18 protein-coding genes are annotated in these 14,946 nt (G+C 67.7%); 4 read left to right on the top strand and 14 right to left on the bottom strand.

The window, feature by feature from the left end; translation table 11 throughout:
- Window positions 1-2 precede the first annotated feature (2 nt).
- The gene (locus ACIQCS_RS03495) at window positions 3-578 is read right to left on the bottom strand and encodes an NADH-quinone oxidoreductase subunit B family protein (protein WP_286713227.1); all 576 of its coding nucleotides are present in this window, start codon (window positions 576-578) and stop codon (window positions 3-5) included.
- Window positions 569-943, bottom strand: coding sequence for an NADH-quinone oxidoreductase subunit A (locus tag ACIQCS_RS03490; RefSeq protein ID WP_086129639.1), 375 nt, complete (start codon window positions 941-943; stop codon window positions 569-571). Before ACIQCS_RS03490 ends, ACIQCS_RS03495 begins: the two co-directional genes overlap by 10 nt.
- A gap of 283 nt (window positions 944-1,226) precedes the next feature.
- On the opposite strand from ACIQCS_RS03490, the gene ACIQCS_RS03485 reads away from it, so the two are divergent.
- Window positions 1,227-2,216, top strand: a complete 990-nt coding sequence (locus ACIQCS_RS03485; RefSeq protein ID WP_345851911.1) for an acyl-CoA thioester hydrolase/BAAT C-terminal domain-containing protein — start codon at window positions 1,227-1,229, stop codon at window positions 2,214-2,216.
- An 84-nt stretch (window positions 2,217-2,300) separates the two neighbouring features.
- Here the strand turns inward: ACIQCS_RS03485 and ACIQCS_RS03480 are convergent, their stop codons facing one another.
- The 6 genes from ACIQCS_RS03480 to thiE all read right to left on the bottom strand — a co-directional run bounded on the left by ACIQCS_RS03480 (window position 2,301) and on the right by thiE (window position 6,564).
- Window positions 2,301-3,116 carry an inositol monophosphatase family protein gene (locus ACIQCS_RS03480; RefSeq protein WP_280280163.1) on the bottom strand — a complete coding sequence of 272 codons (816 nt, stop codon included), beginning with the start codon at window positions 3,114-3,116 and terminating at the stop codon, window positions 2,301-2,303.
- Window positions 3,116-3,424, bottom strand: a complete 309-nt coding sequence (locus ACIQCS_RS03475) for a cupin (protein WP_345851908.1) — start codon at window positions 3,422-3,424, stop codon at window positions 3,116-3,118. Before ACIQCS_RS03475 ends, ACIQCS_RS03480 begins: the two co-directional genes overlap by 1 nt.
- Before the next feature lie 8 nt (window positions 3,425-3,432).
- The gene (gene efp / locus ACIQCS_RS03470; protein WP_086129635.1) at window positions 3,433-3,996 is read right to left on the bottom strand and encodes an elongation factor P; all 564 of its coding nucleotides are present in this window, start codon (window positions 3,994-3,996) and stop codon (window positions 3,433-3,435) included.
- A 170-nt stretch (window positions 3,997-4,166) separates the two neighbouring features.
- Window positions 4,167-4,775, bottom strand: coding sequence for a M23 family metallopeptidase (locus ACIQCS_RS03465; RefSeq protein WP_345851906.1), 609 nt, complete (start codon window positions 4,773-4,775; stop codon window positions 4,167-4,169).
- A 5-nt stretch (window positions 4,776-4,780) separates the two neighbouring features.
- A complete protein-coding gene (locus ACIQCS_RS03460) occupies window positions 4,781-5,788 on the bottom strand; it encodes a L,D-transpeptidase (protein ID WP_401530061.1) in 1,008 nt (335 codons plus the stop codon).
- An 89-nt stretch (window positions 5,789-5,877) separates the two neighbouring features.
- Window positions 5,878-6,564 (bottom strand): thiamine phosphate synthase, encoded by a 687-nt coding sequence (gene thiE, locus ACIQCS_RS03455; protein WP_345851904.1) that lies wholly within the window; start codon window positions 6,562-6,564, stop codon window positions 5,878-5,880.
- A gap of 115 nt (window positions 6,565-6,679) precedes the next feature.
- Here thiE and ACIQCS_RS03450 point away from each other — a divergent pair, with 115 nt between their 5' ends.
- Window positions 6,680-7,168 carry a DUF805 domain-containing protein gene (locus tag ACIQCS_RS03450; RefSeq protein WP_345851903.1) on the top strand — a complete coding sequence of 163 codons (489 nt, stop codon included), beginning with the start codon at window positions 6,680-6,682 and terminating at the stop codon, window positions 7,166-7,168.
- On the opposite strand, the gene ACIQCS_RS03445 is transcribed toward ACIQCS_RS03450, so the two are convergent.
- Entirely contained in the window at window positions 7,165-7,833 is a 669-nt protein-coding gene (locus ACIQCS_RS03445; protein WP_345851901.1) for an O-methyltransferase, read from the bottom strand. The genes ACIQCS_RS03450 and ACIQCS_RS03445 overlap by 4 nt on opposite strands.
- Before the next feature lie 68 nt (window positions 7,834-7,901).
- On the opposite strand from ACIQCS_RS03445, the gene ACIQCS_RS03440 reads away from it, so the two are divergent.
- Window positions 7,902-8,318, top strand: a complete 417-nt coding sequence (locus ACIQCS_RS03440) for a hypothetical protein (RefSeq protein WP_345851900.1) — start codon at window positions 7,902-7,904, stop codon at window positions 8,316-8,318.
- 144 nt (window positions 8,319-8,462) lie between these two features.
- Here ACIQCS_RS03440 and ACIQCS_RS03435 read toward each other — a convergent pair whose 3' ends face one another.
- Together ACIQCS_RS03435 and ACIQCS_RS03430 are read right to left on the bottom strand one after the other, a co-directional pair.
- Window positions 8,463-8,852, bottom strand: coding sequence for an antibiotic biosynthesis monooxygenase (locus tag ACIQCS_RS03435; protein WP_345851898.1), 390 nt, complete (start codon window positions 8,850-8,852; stop codon window positions 8,463-8,465).
- Complete coding sequence (locus ACIQCS_RS03430; protein ID WP_345851897.1) at window positions 8,849-9,763, bottom strand: class I fructose-bisphosphate aldolase; 915 nt, start codon at window positions 9,761-9,763, stop codon at window positions 8,849-8,851. The genes ACIQCS_RS03435 and ACIQCS_RS03430 overlap by 4 nt, the downstream gene beginning before the upstream one ends.
- Before the next feature lie 185 nt (window positions 9,764-9,948).
- Between ACIQCS_RS03430 and ACIQCS_RS03425 the strand changes: the two genes are divergently transcribed.
- On the top strand, window positions 9,949-10,470 hold the full coding sequence (locus ACIQCS_RS03425) for a TlpA disulfide reductase family protein (protein WP_345851896.1): 522 nt from the start codon (window positions 9,949-9,951) through the stop codon (window positions 10,468-10,470).
- A 6-nt stretch (window positions 10,471-10,476) separates the two neighbouring features.
- On the opposite strand, the gene ACIQCS_RS03420 is transcribed toward ACIQCS_RS03425, so the two are convergent.
- From ACIQCS_RS03420 to tkt, 3 genes are all read right to left on the bottom strand, one after another.
- On the bottom strand, window positions 10,477-11,670 hold the full coding sequence (locus tag ACIQCS_RS03420; RefSeq protein ID WP_345852112.1) for a phosphoglycerate kinase: 1,194 nt from the start codon (window positions 11,668-11,670) through the stop codon (window positions 10,477-10,479).
- Window positions 11,671-11,785: 115 nt separating this feature from the next.
- Window positions 11,786-12,793 carry a type I glyceraldehyde-3-phosphate dehydrogenase gene (gene gap / locus ACIQCS_RS03415; RefSeq protein WP_345851895.1) on the bottom strand — a complete coding sequence of 336 codons (1,008 nt, stop codon included), beginning with the start codon at window positions 12,791-12,793 and terminating at the stop codon, window positions 11,786-11,788.
- The gene (tkt, locus tag ACIQCS_RS03410; RefSeq protein ID WP_345851894.1) at window positions 12,790-14,766 is read right to left on the bottom strand and encodes a transketolase; all 1,977 of its coding nucleotides are present in this window, start codon (window positions 14,764-14,766) and stop codon (window positions 12,790-12,792) included. Before tkt ends, gap begins: the two co-directional genes overlap by 4 nt.
- Window positions 14,767-14,946: the final 180 nt, after the last annotated feature.

Below are 14,946 nucleotides of genomic sequence, written 5' to 3'. Positions count from 1 at the left end.
GCTCATCGCTCGATCGTCCCGACGCGGCGGATCTTACGCTGGAGCTGCATCACGCCATAAAGCAGCGCCTCGGCGGTCGGCGGGCAACCCGGGACATAGATGTCCACCGGCACGATCCGGTCGCAACCGCGCACAACGCTGTAGCTGTAGTGGTAATAGCCGCCGCCATTGGCGCAGCTGCCCATCGAGATGACGTATTTCGGCTCCGACATCTGGTCGTAGACGCGCCGCAGCGCCGGGGCCATCTTGTTGCACAGCGTGCCGGCAACGATCATCACGTCCGACTGGCGCGGAGACGCGCGCGGCGCGGCGCCGAAACGCTCCATGTCGTAGCGCGGCATGTTGACGTGGATCATCTCGACCGCGCAGCAGGCGAGACCGAAGGTCATCCACCACAGCGAGCCGGTGCGGGCCCATTGGAACAACTCCTCGGTCGACGTGACCAGGAAGCCCTTGTCGCCGATCTCGGCGTTGATGTCGTTCAGGAAGCCGACGTCCGGGAGGGTTCCCGGCGGCGGCGCGCCGATCAGGCCGCTGCCCGGCAGAGGCGACGACGACGGGGTGAGTTCTACTCCCATTCGAGCGCTCCCTTCTTCCAGGCGTAGACGAGGCCGAGCGTCAACTCGGCGATGAAGATCATCATCGAGATCCAGGCGGTCCAGCCCAGCGAGAAGACGGAGACGGCCCAAGGGTAGAGGAACGCCGCTTCGAGATCGAAGATGATGAACAGGATGGCGACGAGGTAGAAGCGCACGTCGAACTGGCTGCGCGAATCCTCGAAGGCCGGGAAGCCACACTCATACTCGCTGAGCTTGGCCTCGGTCGGCTTGTGCGAACCCGTCAGCCGGCTGACCAGCATGGGCAGGAACACGAAGGCGCTGGAAAGCGCGAGAGCGACCCCGAGGAACAACAGGATCGGCAGATATTGTGACAGGTCGACCAAGGGCCTTCTCTTCTCGCGGATGCGGAATCTGAGGGGGCTTCTAGGACTCACTTCCCCGGGACGCAACGCCTCGACGGGTGAGAATGACTCGCAAGAAGAACCGGTTGTGGATGCCTTGCCCCGGAAGCGTTCCGAAACTGCGTTCCCAAGGGCCGCAGCATCGCCAGAACCGCACCGCACCGGCGCAATCGCGCATTGCCACGGGGTGATTTGCATGTGTAACACACTTGCCATTGTGAAATTTTGTGAACGGGTGAAATTCTGTGAACGGGGATGTCTTCACATGATCGCACGGAATCTGCTGCTCGGGATCGGACTGGCCATGAGCGCCTGCCCGGCCCTTGCCCAACCGGGCGCGGCGACGAAACCGGCGGCGGCGCTCGACGAGCGCGAGATCGCGGGATTCCCGCATGCGCGGCTCTATCGCATCGCCGGCGAGGCGCACCGCCCGGTCGTGGTCATCCTGCCCGGGGCCGAAGGCGGCGACGAGGCCGGCCGCCGCTTCGGCCCCACCCTGGCAAGGCTTGGCTATGCGGCGGTGAGCCTGCCCTATTACTCTCCCAACTGGGGCAAATATGGCCCGCCCCCCGCCTTTCCCGACCTGCCGGGCAGCTTCATCGACATCCGCGTGGACCAGTTGGCCGGCCTTCGCGCCGCGCTGACGAAGCTCCCCGGCGTCGATGTCGAGCGATTCGGCCTGTTCGCCGGGTCCAAGGGCTCGGAGTTCGCGCTGATCGCGGCCAGCCGCTATTCCTGGATCGACGCGGTGGTCGCCTACACGCCGTCGGATCTCGTGTGGGAAGGCTGGGGCCCGGAAATGCTGGAAGCGGAAGGCACCCGCTCTTCCTTCTCCTTCGCCGGCAAGCCGCTCGCCTTCATGCCCTATCGCGGGTTCGTCGCGGGGTTGCAGGCCGGCCCCGCCGCCGATCTGCGCGCGATCCACGAGAATGGCCGTGCCGACCATCCCGATCGCGAGGCCGCCGCCCGCATCCCGGTCGAGGACTATCGCGGCGCGCTGATGCTGATCACCGGCGATGCGGACCGGCTGTGGAATTCGGGCCGGATGGCACGCAACATCGTCGCAACACGCAAGGCCAGGGGGCTGGAGACGCAGGCACTGATCTATCCGGATGCCGGGCACGATCTGGGCGGCGGATCGGCGGAACCGCGCGCCGATCCGCGCGGCGGCGGCGCGCCGGAGGCAAACGCCAAGGCACGCGCCGATGCCTGGCCGAAGATGGTGGCGTTCCTGGCGGCGACGCTTCGGCCTTAGGTCGAGAACCCGGGCAGGCCTTTGAAATCACTTCCGTCATCCCCGCGAAAGCAGGGATGACGGTGAAGGACATTGCCTCCTAGATCAGCGCAGCGAGTTCGCCACCAGCTTGTGCAGCTTGGAGTGCAGCACGTCATTGGCCGCGAGATACTGGTTGCGCTCGCGCGACAGGTCCTGCCCGCGATAGTCGGTCACGAAGCCGCCGGCCTCGCGGATCAGCAGCATGCCCGCCGCCACGTCCCAGGGCTTGAGGTTCGATTCCCAGAAACCGTCGAACCGGCCCGCGGCCACCCAGGCGAGGTCGAGCGCCGCCGAGCCCAGCCGGCGGATGCCGGCCACTTCGGGCGCCACCGCGCCGAAGATGCGGCTCCACTCGGCGAAATCACCATGGCCGAGGAACGGGATGCCCGTGGCGATCAGCGCCTCGTCGAGGTGGCGGCGCGCCGAAACGCGCAGCCGCTGGTCCTGCAGCCAGGCGCCGCGGCCCTTTTCCGACCAGAAGCTCTCGTCGGTGAGCGGCTGATAGATATAGCCGTGCGTCACTTCGGGCTTGCCCTGGGCGCCGTGCGGGTCCTCGACCGCGATCGAGATGCAGAAATGCGGGATGCCGTGGAGGAAGTTGCTGGTCCCGTCGAGCGGATCGATGATCCAGCGCGGCTTGTTGGGATCGCCCGCGATCTCGCCGCGCTCCTCGACCAGGAAGCCCCAGTCCGGCCGCGCCTTCTGGAGCTCCTCGATCAGCGTGTCCTCGGCGCGCCGGTCGGCAAGGCTGACAAAGTCCGCCGGCCCCTTGCGGCTGACCTGGAGGTGCTGGACTTCGTTGAAGTCGCGGCGCAGGCGCGGACCGGCCTTGCGGCAGGCGCGCTCCATGACGGTGATGAGGCCGGAATGCGAAACCATTAGACGGAGCCCTTACGCTCGAAAACCAGGATGCGGGCTTCGCCCACGGGGTGCGCGACATGCTCGTCGCCGATCTCGGCCACGAACATGTCGCCGGCAGCCAGGCGCGCCACATGCTCGCTACCGTCCAGACGATAGTGCATGTCGACTTCGCCATCGAGGACGCAGAACAGCTCGGCACCGTCATTCACGTGCCAGCGATAGGGCTGGTCCGTCCAATGCAGGCGCGCCGTCGCGCCTTCGATCTCGACCAGATCGCGCGCGCCCCAGGGCCGGTCGGCCCGGAAGCTGCGCGCGTCTCTGATCACGCCAGGCATCAGTCCGCGCGGCGGACGTAAGTCTGCTCGTACACGTCGACGACGATGCGCGTGCCCGAGGCGATGTGCGGCGGCACCATGATGCGCACGCCATTGTCCAGCACCGCCGGCTTGTACGACGACGAGGCCGTCTGGCCCTTCACCACCGCATCGGCCTCGACGATCGTCGCTTCGATCGTGTCGGGCAGCTGCACGCTGATCGCCTCTTCGTCATAGAGTTCCATGATCACGTCCATGCCGTCCTGCAGGAAGGCGGCGGCATCGCCGAGCAGGTCGCGCGGCAGCGTGGTCTGGTCGTAGGTTTCCTTGTCCATGAACACCAGGCTGTCGCCCTCGGGATACAGGAACTGGAAGTCCTTGGTGTCGAGGCGCACGCGCTCCACCGTCTCCGCCGAGCGGAAGCGGACGTTGTTCTTGCGGCCGTCGCGCAGGTTCTTGAGCTCGACCTGCATGTACGCACCGCCCTTGCCGGGCTGCGTGTGCTGGATCTTCACGGCACGCCAGATGCCGCCTTCATATTCGATGATGTTGCCGGGACGGATGTCCACGCCGCTGATCTTCATGGTCGAGACCTATGGAACTGAGAAAGAGCTGAGCCGGCGCCTTTAGCCGCGCGCGGGGACTTGGGCAAGCCATCCCGGTTCCTGCCGGCCAGGCAGGCGGAAGCCGGGGTCTCGTGCCGCATGCTGTCCGATTTGCCGCGCGAGATCCCGGCTTCCGCCGGAATGACGGATCACGGCCGGGCATCCCGCAGCAGCGGATAGGGATTGACGTTCCGCCCCTGCCACCAGCCCTCGCCCGGCCGCATGCGCTTGATCTCGAAATGGAGGTGCGGCGCGCCGCCCGCCGCGCTGCCGCTATTGCCCACGGTCGCGATGCGCTCGCCCTGGCGCACCGGCTGCTTCTCGTCCACCAGCCGGCTGTCGAGATGGGCATAGTAATGGATCGTCCCGCCGTCCCGGGTGCGCACATAGAGAGTGTGGCCGCCATTCACGCTCTCGAAGACCTTCTCGACCGTGCCCGCCGCCGCGGCGAGCACTGGCGTGCCCCTGGGGGCCATGATGTCGATCGCATGATGCTCGCGCGCACCGTTGCCGCGGCTCTGGCCCCAGCTGTCGCTGAGCTGGCCGGCGGCCACGCCCTCCACCGGGATGATCAACGCGGCGGCATCGTCCGCATCGTCCGCGCCGGCGGGAGCGGCGTCCTGGGGGCCGGCAAGCTGCGGCGAGGCGGCCGGTGCGGCGGGCTGCACCGTGATCCGCACCAGCGACAGGAACCCCGCCGCCAGCAGCGCCAGCAGCACGCCCAGGCTCCAGCCGGCCCGCTTCGCCCAGGGCCCCATCGCCCCTATTCCTGAAACACCGCCCTGATGCCCGGCCTCACCATCAGCGCGAGCCGCGCCGCATCCCAATTGGTCAGGCGGATGCAGCCATGACTCTCGGTGCGGCCGATCAGCTGCGGCTCGGGCGTGCCGTGGATGCCGTAATGCTCCTTGGAAAGATCCAGCCACACCACCCCCACCGGGCCGTTCGGCCCCGGCGGCAGCATCGCCGGGTCACTGCCCTTCTTCGCGTCCCAGAACAGCTTGGGGTTGTAATGGAATTTCGGATTGGTGTCCGCCCCGTTGATCTTCCAGGTGCCGATCGGCAGCGGATCGTGCGCGCTGCCCATGGTCGCGCTGAACTGGGCGACCAGGCGCCCCTGCCCGTCATACACCTTGAGCACCTTCTCGCGCTTGTCGACCACGATGTGATCGGCCTCGGGCACCTTGGCCTCGACGTTGAGCATGTTGAGCGTCCGCCGCCACTCCGGCTTGATGTCCGCCGGATAGTCGCGCGAGGCGGGAAGCGCATTGGGGAAGCGGAACGCCGCGCCCGGCACGATCCTGCCGCCGCCCGGATTGAGCTCGACCAGCACCTCGGGCGTGGTGTGGAACATCTCGGCCAGCTTCTCGAGCGGGCGGGTATAGGCAAGCGAGGCTAGCCTGGCCTGCTTCTCGGGGTCCTTGGGGATCGGGTTGACATAGGGCCCGGCCAGCGTCCCGGCGTCGAGAGTCAGCCGCCGGACCGGACGCAGCGAGGCATAGGGCGCGAGCGCGCGCAGCGTCGCCGGATCGAGCGTGCCGGTCACGGGCATGCCGCGCGCGGTCTGGAACCCCTTCAGCGCCGCCGTGAGCGCCTGCCCCGGGCGCCCGTCGAGGATGCCGGGCGAGAAGCCGAGATGATCGAGGATCACCTGGGCATGGAGGATCGAGTAATCGATCGGCGGCTTGCCGGAAGTTCCCCCCTGCCCCGCCGCGGCGGGACCAAAGGAGGCACAGGCGAGGCAAGCCGCGAATCCGACAAATTTCCGCACCGAATCAAGCTCCTGCAGATGACGTTCCGCAAGAACAACGGCTGGAACTCAGAGTGTTTCCGTCGTCCCGGCCGGGGCGACGTCCGGGATCAGGCAAGCAGCGCGGCGAACGCCTTCATCGCGGCTTCCTCGTCCCCGCCCCAGATCGCGCCGGAAACCGCGAGGAAATCCGCGCCCGCCTTCACCAGTGGCGGAGCGTTCTCCGGCGTGATCCCGCCGATCGCGACGCAGGGCAGCTCGAACAGCGCCGACCACCAGCTGAGGATCACCGGCTCGGGGCGATGCCGGGTCTCCTTGGTGGCGGTGGGATAGAAGGCACCGAACGCAACATAGTCCGCGCCCGCCTCCCCGGCTTCCATCGCGAGGTGGCGGCTGTCGTGACAGGTCACGCCGACCTGCACCTGCGGGCCGAGCACGGCGCGCGCCTCGCGCGGATCGCCGTCCTCCTGCCCCAGATGCACGCCATCGGCACCCAGGCGCTTGGCCAGGCTGACGCTGTCGTTGACGATGAAGGCGATGTCGGCATCGGCACAGATCCGCTGCAGCGGCTCGGCGAGGCGCGCCGCCTCGTGCTGGTCGACGCCCTTCACCCGGAACTGGAAGGCCGCCGCCGGTCCGGCATCGAGCGCGCGCTTCAGCCGCTCGGGGAAGGCGCCTCCCACGTCGAGCGGTGAGATCAGGTAGAGCTGGCAGGGCGGACGGCGCACGTCCCGCTCGAACTGCGCGGCGAAATTCGGGTCGAGCGGCGGCAGGCCGTCTTCATCCAGGTCGGTCATCGGGGAGCCTTAGCGAAAGCCGGTTGGCTTCACCACTATCGATCGAAACCGAGTGGCGGCCCGGCCCCTGCCAGGGCAGGATCGCCGCAGGATAACAAGCGAAAGGGGGATTCGCATGTTCAGCATGTTCAAATGGCCAATCGGCCGCGCCGGCCGCGGCGCGATGTTCCTGTGGCTGATGCTTGGCAGCCTGGGCTTCACGGCGATCAAGTTCTTCGCCTTTCGCCAAGTCGCTCTCGGAAGCATCCAGCTCGGCTTCCGCTCCGAGGCGATTGCGCATCCGACTTTCTTCCCGCTCTGGTACGTCGCATTGGAAGCAGCATTCGACCTGGCGCTGCTCGTCGTGGCGATCGCCCGGTTGCACGACATCGGCAAACCGGGTTGGTGGCTCTTCGGTTTCGTTGCGCTGGCAGCCCTCGCATCACTGCCCGGACTCGGCGTGCTTTTGCTGGTAGCGCTGGTCCTCTGGATCGCTCTGCTGTTCTGGCCGGGCACTTTCGGCCCCAATGCCTATGGCCCGCACCCGCTCGGCTGGGAGTCGCGCGAGCAATATGAGGCGCAGATGCGCGCGTTGCGGGAACATGTCCCGCCGGGCAAGGCCTAGCCGGCCCGCACCACTGCAATCAGGAACCCGTCCCAACCCTTGTCGCCTACCGTCTGGATCGCAGTGGCGTCGAGGCGCGGCTCGGCGGCGACCGCGTCGAACAGCGCCCGGGTGCCGAGCACGCTGGGATCGGCGCTGTCCGCCTCCAGGACCCTGCCGCCGCGGACCACATTGTCGACCAGGATCACGCTGCCCGGCCGCGTGAGCTTGAGCGCCGCATCGAGATAGGCGCGGTTGCCGGGCTTGTCGGCATCGATGAACACCAGGTCGAACGGCTCCTCGCTCGCCGCGATCATCGCCGCGAGCGTCTCCGCCGCCGGTCCGACGCGGACCTCGCAACAGGCATCGAGCCCGGCCCGCGCCAGATTGGCCCGTGCCACCTCGGCATGACGCGGCTCCAGCTCGAGCGTCACCAATCGTCCGTCCCCCGGCAGGGCACGGGCGAGGCAGATCGTCGAATAGCCGCCCAGCGTCCCCACTTCGAGGATGCGCCGCGCGCCGGACATCCGGGCGAGCAGCTCCAGCATCCGGCCCTGCGCCGCCGAGACATCGATCGCCGGCAGCCCGCCCGCGGCATTGGCCGCCAGCGTGGCATCGAGCACCGGGTCCGCGCCGATCAGCTTGCCGGCGATATAGCCATCCACCGCCCGCCAGTCCTGCGTCATGCCCGTCTCCGTCGCGCCGATTGCCACTTGGCCCAGGATGACCCAAAGTCGCCCCGATGGGGAGAGGCTTGCGCGAATTCGGTCACCGGGGTGTCCTGGCGGGGTCGCTCGCGCTTGCCGGCTGCGGCGCGCCCACGTCCGAGAGCTACCCCGTGCCGGTGCCCGCGACGGAACTGGCCAGGCTGCTGCCCGGGCATCTCATCCGCCGCGAACCCACGGCCCCCTGCGATGCGGGGGCGCTCAGCTTTCCCGCGCCGGGCAAGTTCCTCGCCTATAATGGCTTCGGCAACGCGTCCGGAACCTATCGCATCGTCGATGGAGCAGTGGAGCTCGACGGCATTTTTGGCGGCAAGCGGGACCGATTTCGCGTCCGCTTCGCCCGGGATCCGAAGGGCACCCTCCTCCACGCCTATCCCGACAGCGAACTGCGCCCGGCAGTTCTCGATCCGATCAATGCCAGGACCGTGGCGACCGGCTGCCACTAGGTTGAGAACCCAAACAAGTATTTGATTTTCTACTGTCACCCCGGCCTTGAGCCGGGATCCCGCTGCTTCCTGTGCTGGCGAGACAGCGGGACCCCGGCGCAAGGCCGGGGTGACGAAGGAGGATAGGAGTCCTCAACCTAGCGCCTAGGCCTTGATCCCGATTCCCGCCACGGGCCGCGTCTCGACATGGGTTTCGAACCCCGCGATCAGCGGCCGCCCCTTGGCAATCGCTGCCTGCACCGCGGGCAGCTTGAGCGAGTCGGCGTGGAATTGCCTGGTCTTCCAGATCTCGGTGATCCAGATGCCGTCGGCGTCCTTCAGATCCTCGGCGATCAGATAGGCCATGCAGCCCGGCATGCCACCGGTGCCGCCGGAGAGCAGCGCGACCAGCTCGGCCCGCTTGCCCGGCCGGGCCTTGATCTTGCCGATCAGGCCATAGGGCTCGACTTCTTCCATCCGTTTCCCCCGTGCCGGCGCGGGCCCGCCCAGCATCGCCATGGCGAGCCCTGCCAGCACGGGTCGGCGATCGATCATTCCTCGTTCTTGTAGATGCGCACGAGCTTGTCGAGCATCGCCAGTGCCTCGTCGCGGGGGCGCTGGAAGGTGTTGCGGCCGATGATCGAGCCATTGCCGCCGCCGTCGCGGATATCGCGCGCGTCCTGGTAGACGGCATCGGCACCCTTCGCCGCGCCGCCCGAGAAGACGACGATGCGGCGGCCGGCGAAGCAGCTCTGCGCGACATGCTTCACCCGGTCCGCCTGCGCCGACCAGTCGGTGCCCTCATAGACCTTCTGGGCTTCCTTCTGCTCGATATGCGCGCTCGGCAGCTTCACCTTGATGATGTGCGCGCCGAGCAGCGCCGCCATGTGCGCGGCATAGGCACCGACGTCGAGCGCCAGCTCGCCGTCCTTCGAAAGCTTGCCGCCGCGCGGGTAGGACCAGATCACCGTGGCGATGCCGACCGATGCGGCCTCGGCGCGCAGCTCCTTGATCTCCTCCATCATGCCGAACACGTCGTCGGCCCCCGGATAGATGGTGAAGCCGATCGCCGCGCAGCCGAGCCGCAGCGCGTCGTCGACGCCGCCGGTGACGGCCTGGTCGATCGAGGTCGCCCAGCTGTTCGAGCTGTTGACCTTGAGGATGGTCGGGATCTGGCCGGCAAAGGTATCGGCCCCGGCCTCGATCATGCCGAGCGGCGCGGCATAGGCGCTGAGGCCGGCGTCGATCGCCAGCTGATAGTGATAATGGGGATCATAGGCGGCGGGGTTCACCGCGAAGCTGCGTGCCGGACCATGTTCGAAGCCCTGGTCCACCGGCAGGATGATCAGCTTGCCCGTGCCGCCCAGCTTGCCCTGCATCAGGATGCGGGCGAGATTGGCCTTCACGCCCGGATTGTCGGACTCGTAATTGGCGAGGATGGCTTTGACAGCGGGCGTGATCGACATGGATTTTCCCTTGTTCGTGTAGTGCTGAACGAGCCCCTATCGCCCGGTTTCGCAAGCGAAAAGCCTGACAACGCTGCCACCGCACGGGCTTTTCCGGGAAGGGCGGCGAAAGGGGGTCCCCGGGGCCGCGCTTGACGCCTCCCCCAGCTCGCGACAGCATGACGCCGGGCAATGGGGGACGGAACATGGGAATCGCTTCGCTTTCCAGGCGACTGGCGCTTGCTGCGCTGCCACTGGCATTGCTCGGTGCCGCGCCGGCGCCGCGGCCGATGTTCGCGGCAGTCAGGGAAGGTCAGCCGGCACCGCCATTCACCCTGCGGCTGATCAATGGCGGCAAGATCTCGTTCGACGAGCTGCGCGGCGATGTGGTCGTGCTCAATTTCTGGGCGACCTGGTGCGTCCCCTGCCGCACGGAACTGCCCACGCTCGATCGCTATTACGAGCTGCGCAAGGACGCCGGCCTCCGCGTCTATGCCGTCACCACCGAGGATTCGCTCAAACCCTATCAGCTCAAGAAGCTGTTCGACGTGATGCACATCGAGCCGGTGCGCTCGATCAAGGGCCCCTATGACGTGCTCGGAGGCGCGGTGCCCACCAATATCGTGATCGATCGCAAGGGCGTGGTCCGCTATGCCAAGGCCGGCGCGTTCACGCTGGATAGCCTCAACGCGCTGCTGGTCCCGCTGCTCAACGAGAAGGCCAGATAGCGCCGGTCAGCGCGCCAGCGCCGCGACGCCCGGTAGTTCCTTGCCTTCCATCCATTCGAGGAAAGCGCCGCCCGCAGTGGAGACGAAGGTGAAGTCGCCCGCCACGCCGGCCTGGTTGAGCGCCGCCACCGTGTCGCCGCCGCCGGCGACCGAGACGAGCTGGCCTTCCTTGGTGAGCGCCGCCGCGGTCTTGGCGAGGCTGATGGTCGCCGTGTCGAACGGCGGGGTCTCGAACGCGCCGAGCGGACCGTTCCACACCAGGGTGCGGCAGGTCTTGAGCACGTCCGCCAGCGCCTCGGTCGCCGCCGGGCCGATGTCGAGGATCATCTCGTCCGAAGCGACTTCATGGACGTTGACGGTGCGCAGGCTCGGCGGGTTGGCCGCGAACTCCTTCGCCACCACCACGTCATAGGGCAGGTGCACGGTGCAGTTGGCGCGGTCGGCCGCATCGAGGATCTCCTCGGCGGTGCCGGTCAGGTCGTGCTCGCACAGGCTCTTGCCCACATCGACGCCGCGCGCGGCCAGGAAGGTGTTGGCCATGCCGCCGCCGATGATCAGGTGATCGACCTTGTCGACCAGATGCTTGAGCACGTCGAGCTTGGTCGAGACCTTGGCGCCGCCGACCACCGCCGCGACCGGATGCTCGGGATTGCCCAGTGCCTTGTCGAGCGCGTCGAGCTCGGCTTCCATCTGGCGCCCGGCAAAGGCGGGCAGCTTGTGGGCCAGGCCCTCGGTCGAGGCATGGGCGCGGTGCGCGGCCGAGAAGGCGTCGTTGACATAGAGATCGCCCAGTGCCGCGAGCGCGGCGACGGTCTCGGGCGCATTCATCTCCTCACCGGCGTCGAAACGGGTATTTTCGAGCAGGGCGATGTCGCCATTGCCCATCGCGTCGATCGCCTCGGCCGCGCCGTCCGTGTCGATGAAGCGCACTTCACGGCCAAGGACATGGCTGAACGGCCGGGTGACGAGCGACAGGCTCATCTCCGGGTTGCGCTGCCCCTTGGGCCGCCCGAAATGTGCGAGGACCACGACCTTGGCGCCCTTGTCCGCCAGCTCGGCGACGGTCTGCACCGCGGCGCGCAGCCGGGTATCGTCAGTCACCTGGCCATCGGCCATCGGCACGTTCAGGTCCTCGCGGACCAGCACGCGCTTGCCGGCGATCTCGCCCATATCGTCGAGCGTCTTGAAGGGGCGGGTCATGCTCATTCTTTCTCCCCTCCCGCGTGCGGGAGGGGTCGGGGGAGGGAACGACGTGGGTAAGAGCGCAACCCGCCCTCCCCTAGCCCCTCCCGCAAGCGGAAGGGGAACGCAGAAATCAGCCCAGCTTCGCCATCGCGCTGGCGGTGTCCACCATGCGGTTCGAGAAGCCCCATTCATTGTCGTACCAGCTGACGACGCGCACCAGCTTGCCGTCGATCACCGCGGTCTCCAGGCTGTCGACGGTCGACGAGGCCGAGGTGTGGACGATGTCGATCGAGACCAGGGGCTCGTCCGAATACCAGAGGATGCCCTTGAGCGGACCGTTCTCCGACGCCGCCTTCAGCACCGCATTCACTTCCTCGACGGTGGTGTCGCGCTTCGGGGTGAAGGTCAGGTCCACCAGCGAGCCGTCCGGAACCGGAACGCGGATCGCCGAGCCGTCCAGCTTGCCCTTCAGCTCGGGCAGCACCTCGGCCACGGCGCGGGCGGCGCCGGTGGTGGTGGGGATGATGCTCATCGCGGCGGCGCGGGCGCGGCGCAGGTCCGGATGGATCTGGTCGAGGATCTTCTGGTCGTTGGTATAGGCATGCACCGTGGTCATCAGGCCGCGCTCGATGCCGATCGTGTCGTTCAGCACCTTGGCGACCGGCGCCAGGCAGTTGGTGGTGCACGACGCGTTCGAGACGATCGTGTGACCAGCCTCGAGCTTGTCGTGGTTCACGCCGAACACGACGGTGAGGTCGACATTCTTGCCCGGAGCCGAGATCAGCACCTTCCTGGCGCCGGCATCGATGTGCTTCTGGGCGGAGGCGCGGTCGGTGAAGAAGCCGGTGCACTCCAGCACCAGCTCGACGCCGTTCTCGGCATGCGGCAGGTTGGCGGGATCGCGCTCCTTGGTCACCTTGATGTGCTTGCCGTCGATGACCAGATCCTCGCCCTCGGCAGTGACGGTGCCCGGATATTTGCCGTGCACGCTGTCGCGCGAGAACAGCCACGCGTTCGACTTGGCATCGGCCAGGTCGTTGATCGTGACCAGCTCGAGCCCGCTGTCGGGGCGCTCGAGGATCGCGCGCGCCACCAGTCGACCGATGCGCCCGAACCCGTTGATCGCAACCTTCGTCATGCCTGTTCTCCGTTCAACTTTTCGACGATCCGCGGCACGATGGCTCCCGCGGTGAGCCCGAAATGCTCGTAGAGCTTCAGATAAGGCCCCGAGGCGCCGAATCCATCCACGCCGAAGTTTAGCCCGTCCAAGCCCGTATATCGCTCCCAGCCCAGCGTCGCGCCGGCCTCGATGGAGACCTTGAGCGCATGCGCCGGCAGCAGGTCGCGCTTGTACTGCGCGTCCTGCGCGTCGAAGCGCTCCCAGCACGGCATCGAGACGACGTCGGCGCCGATGCCCTGGGCTTCCAGTTCATCGCGCACCGCAACGGCGATCTCGACTTCGGAACCGCTGGCGATCAGCACCACCTGGCGCGGTGCCTCCGCCTCGCGAATGGCGTACGCGCCGCGCGCGGAGCGGTTCTCGGCGGCCTCGGTGCGCAGCTGCGGCAGGTTCTGGCGGCTGAGCGCGAGCAGGCCCGGGCCGTCCGCCTTCTGCAGCGCCAGTTCCCAGCACTCCGCGGTCTCGATCACGTCGCACGGGCGATAGACGTCGAGATTGGGGATCAGGCGCAGGCTGGTGAGGTGCTCCACCGGCTGATGGGTCGGGCCGTCCTCGCCCAGGCCGATCGAGTCGTGCGTCATGACATAGACGACGCGTGCCTGCTGGAGGGCCGAGAGCCGGATCGCCGCGCGGGCATAGTCGGCGAAGACCAGGAAGGTGCCGCCATAGGGGATCACGCCGCCGTGCAGCGCCATGCCGTTCATCGCCGCCGACATGCCGAACTCGCGGATGCCGTAATAGACGTAGCGGCTGGCATAGTTGCCGGCGCTGAACGTGCCCAGGCCCTTGGTCAGCGTGTTGTTCGAGCCGGTCAGGTCGGCCGAGCCGCCGACGGTATCGGGGATCTGCGCGTTGATCGCCTCGAGCGCCATCTCGCTCGCCTTGCGGGTCGCGACCTTTTGCGGCGCGGCGAGCAGGCCCTGGATGTGATCCTGCATCGAGAACCAGGCCGGCAGGTCGCCGCGCATCCGGCGCTCGAACTCGGCGCGATCCTCATGCGCTGCAAGCCGCTGCTTCCACGCGGCATGCGGCGCGGCGCCGCGCCTGCCGGCTTCCAGCCAGGCCTCGCGGATGTCCGCCGGGATCTCGAACGCCGGGTGGTTCCAGCCCAGCGCCGCGCGGGCGGCGGCGACTTCGTCCGCGCCCAGCGGCGAGCCATGGACCTTGGACGAGCCCTGCTTGTTCGGCGCGCCCTTGCCGATCACCGTGCGGCACTGGACCAGCGACGGCAGGTCGCTGGCGAGCGCTTCGTCGATCGCGCGGGCGATATCGGCGCGGTCATGGCCGTCGCACGCGACGACCTGCCAGCCCGAGGCGCGGTAGCGCGCGGGGATGTCCTCGCTCGACGAGAGCGAGACCGCGCCGTCGATCGTGATCTTGTTGTCGTCCCACAGCACGATCAGCTTGCCGAGCTTCAGATGCCCGGCCAGGCCGACCGCCTCGTGATTGATGCCTTCCATCAGGCAGCCGTCGCCCGCGATCACCCAGGTGCGGTGATCGACCAGGTCGTCGCCATGGATGGCGTTCAGATGGCGCTCGGCAGCGGCCATGCCGACCGCCATGGCAAAGCCCTGGCCGAGCGGGCCGGTGGTGCATTCCACGCCCGGCAGCTCGAAATTCTCGGGGTGCCCGGCACAGGGGCTGCCGACCTGGCGGAAATTGCGGATGTCCTGCAGCGTCGGCTGGGCATAGCCGGTGAGGTACAGCGTCGAATAGAGCAGCATCGAGCCGTGCCCGGCCGAGAGCACGAAACGGTCGCGATCCGCCCATTTGGGGTCGGCCGGATCGAACTTCAGGTAGTTCTGGAACAGCACCGTCGCGACGTCGGCCATACCCATCGGCATGCCCGGATGCCCCGAATTGGCCGCCTCCACGGCGTCCATCGACAATGCCCGGATGGCATTGGCGCAATCGGCGAAGCTTGCGGTCACTTGGAGTCCCCTGATGCTGGCGCGGACGCCTTTGGGCACCTTGGACCGCCACGTCAACCGCCTCGACGGCCCGAACGCCGGCCGAATGCCAGGCGGACTCGAACCGGCGCGGCTTCGGTCCGCCTCATCGAACGCGCCCTGCAACCGATACCATTCAGGGGTTGCTAGGTTCGGATGGGG

Origin of the sequence: Sphingomonas sp. NPDC092440 (assembly GCF_044754985.1) — a bacterium.
Taxonomy (GTDB): Bacteria; Pseudomonadota; Alphaproteobacteria; order Sphingomonadales; family Sphingomonadaceae; genus Sphingomonas.
The sequence above is the reverse complement of the archived record's forward strand: the minus strand, read 5'-3'. Positions and strand labels throughout refer to the sequence as shown.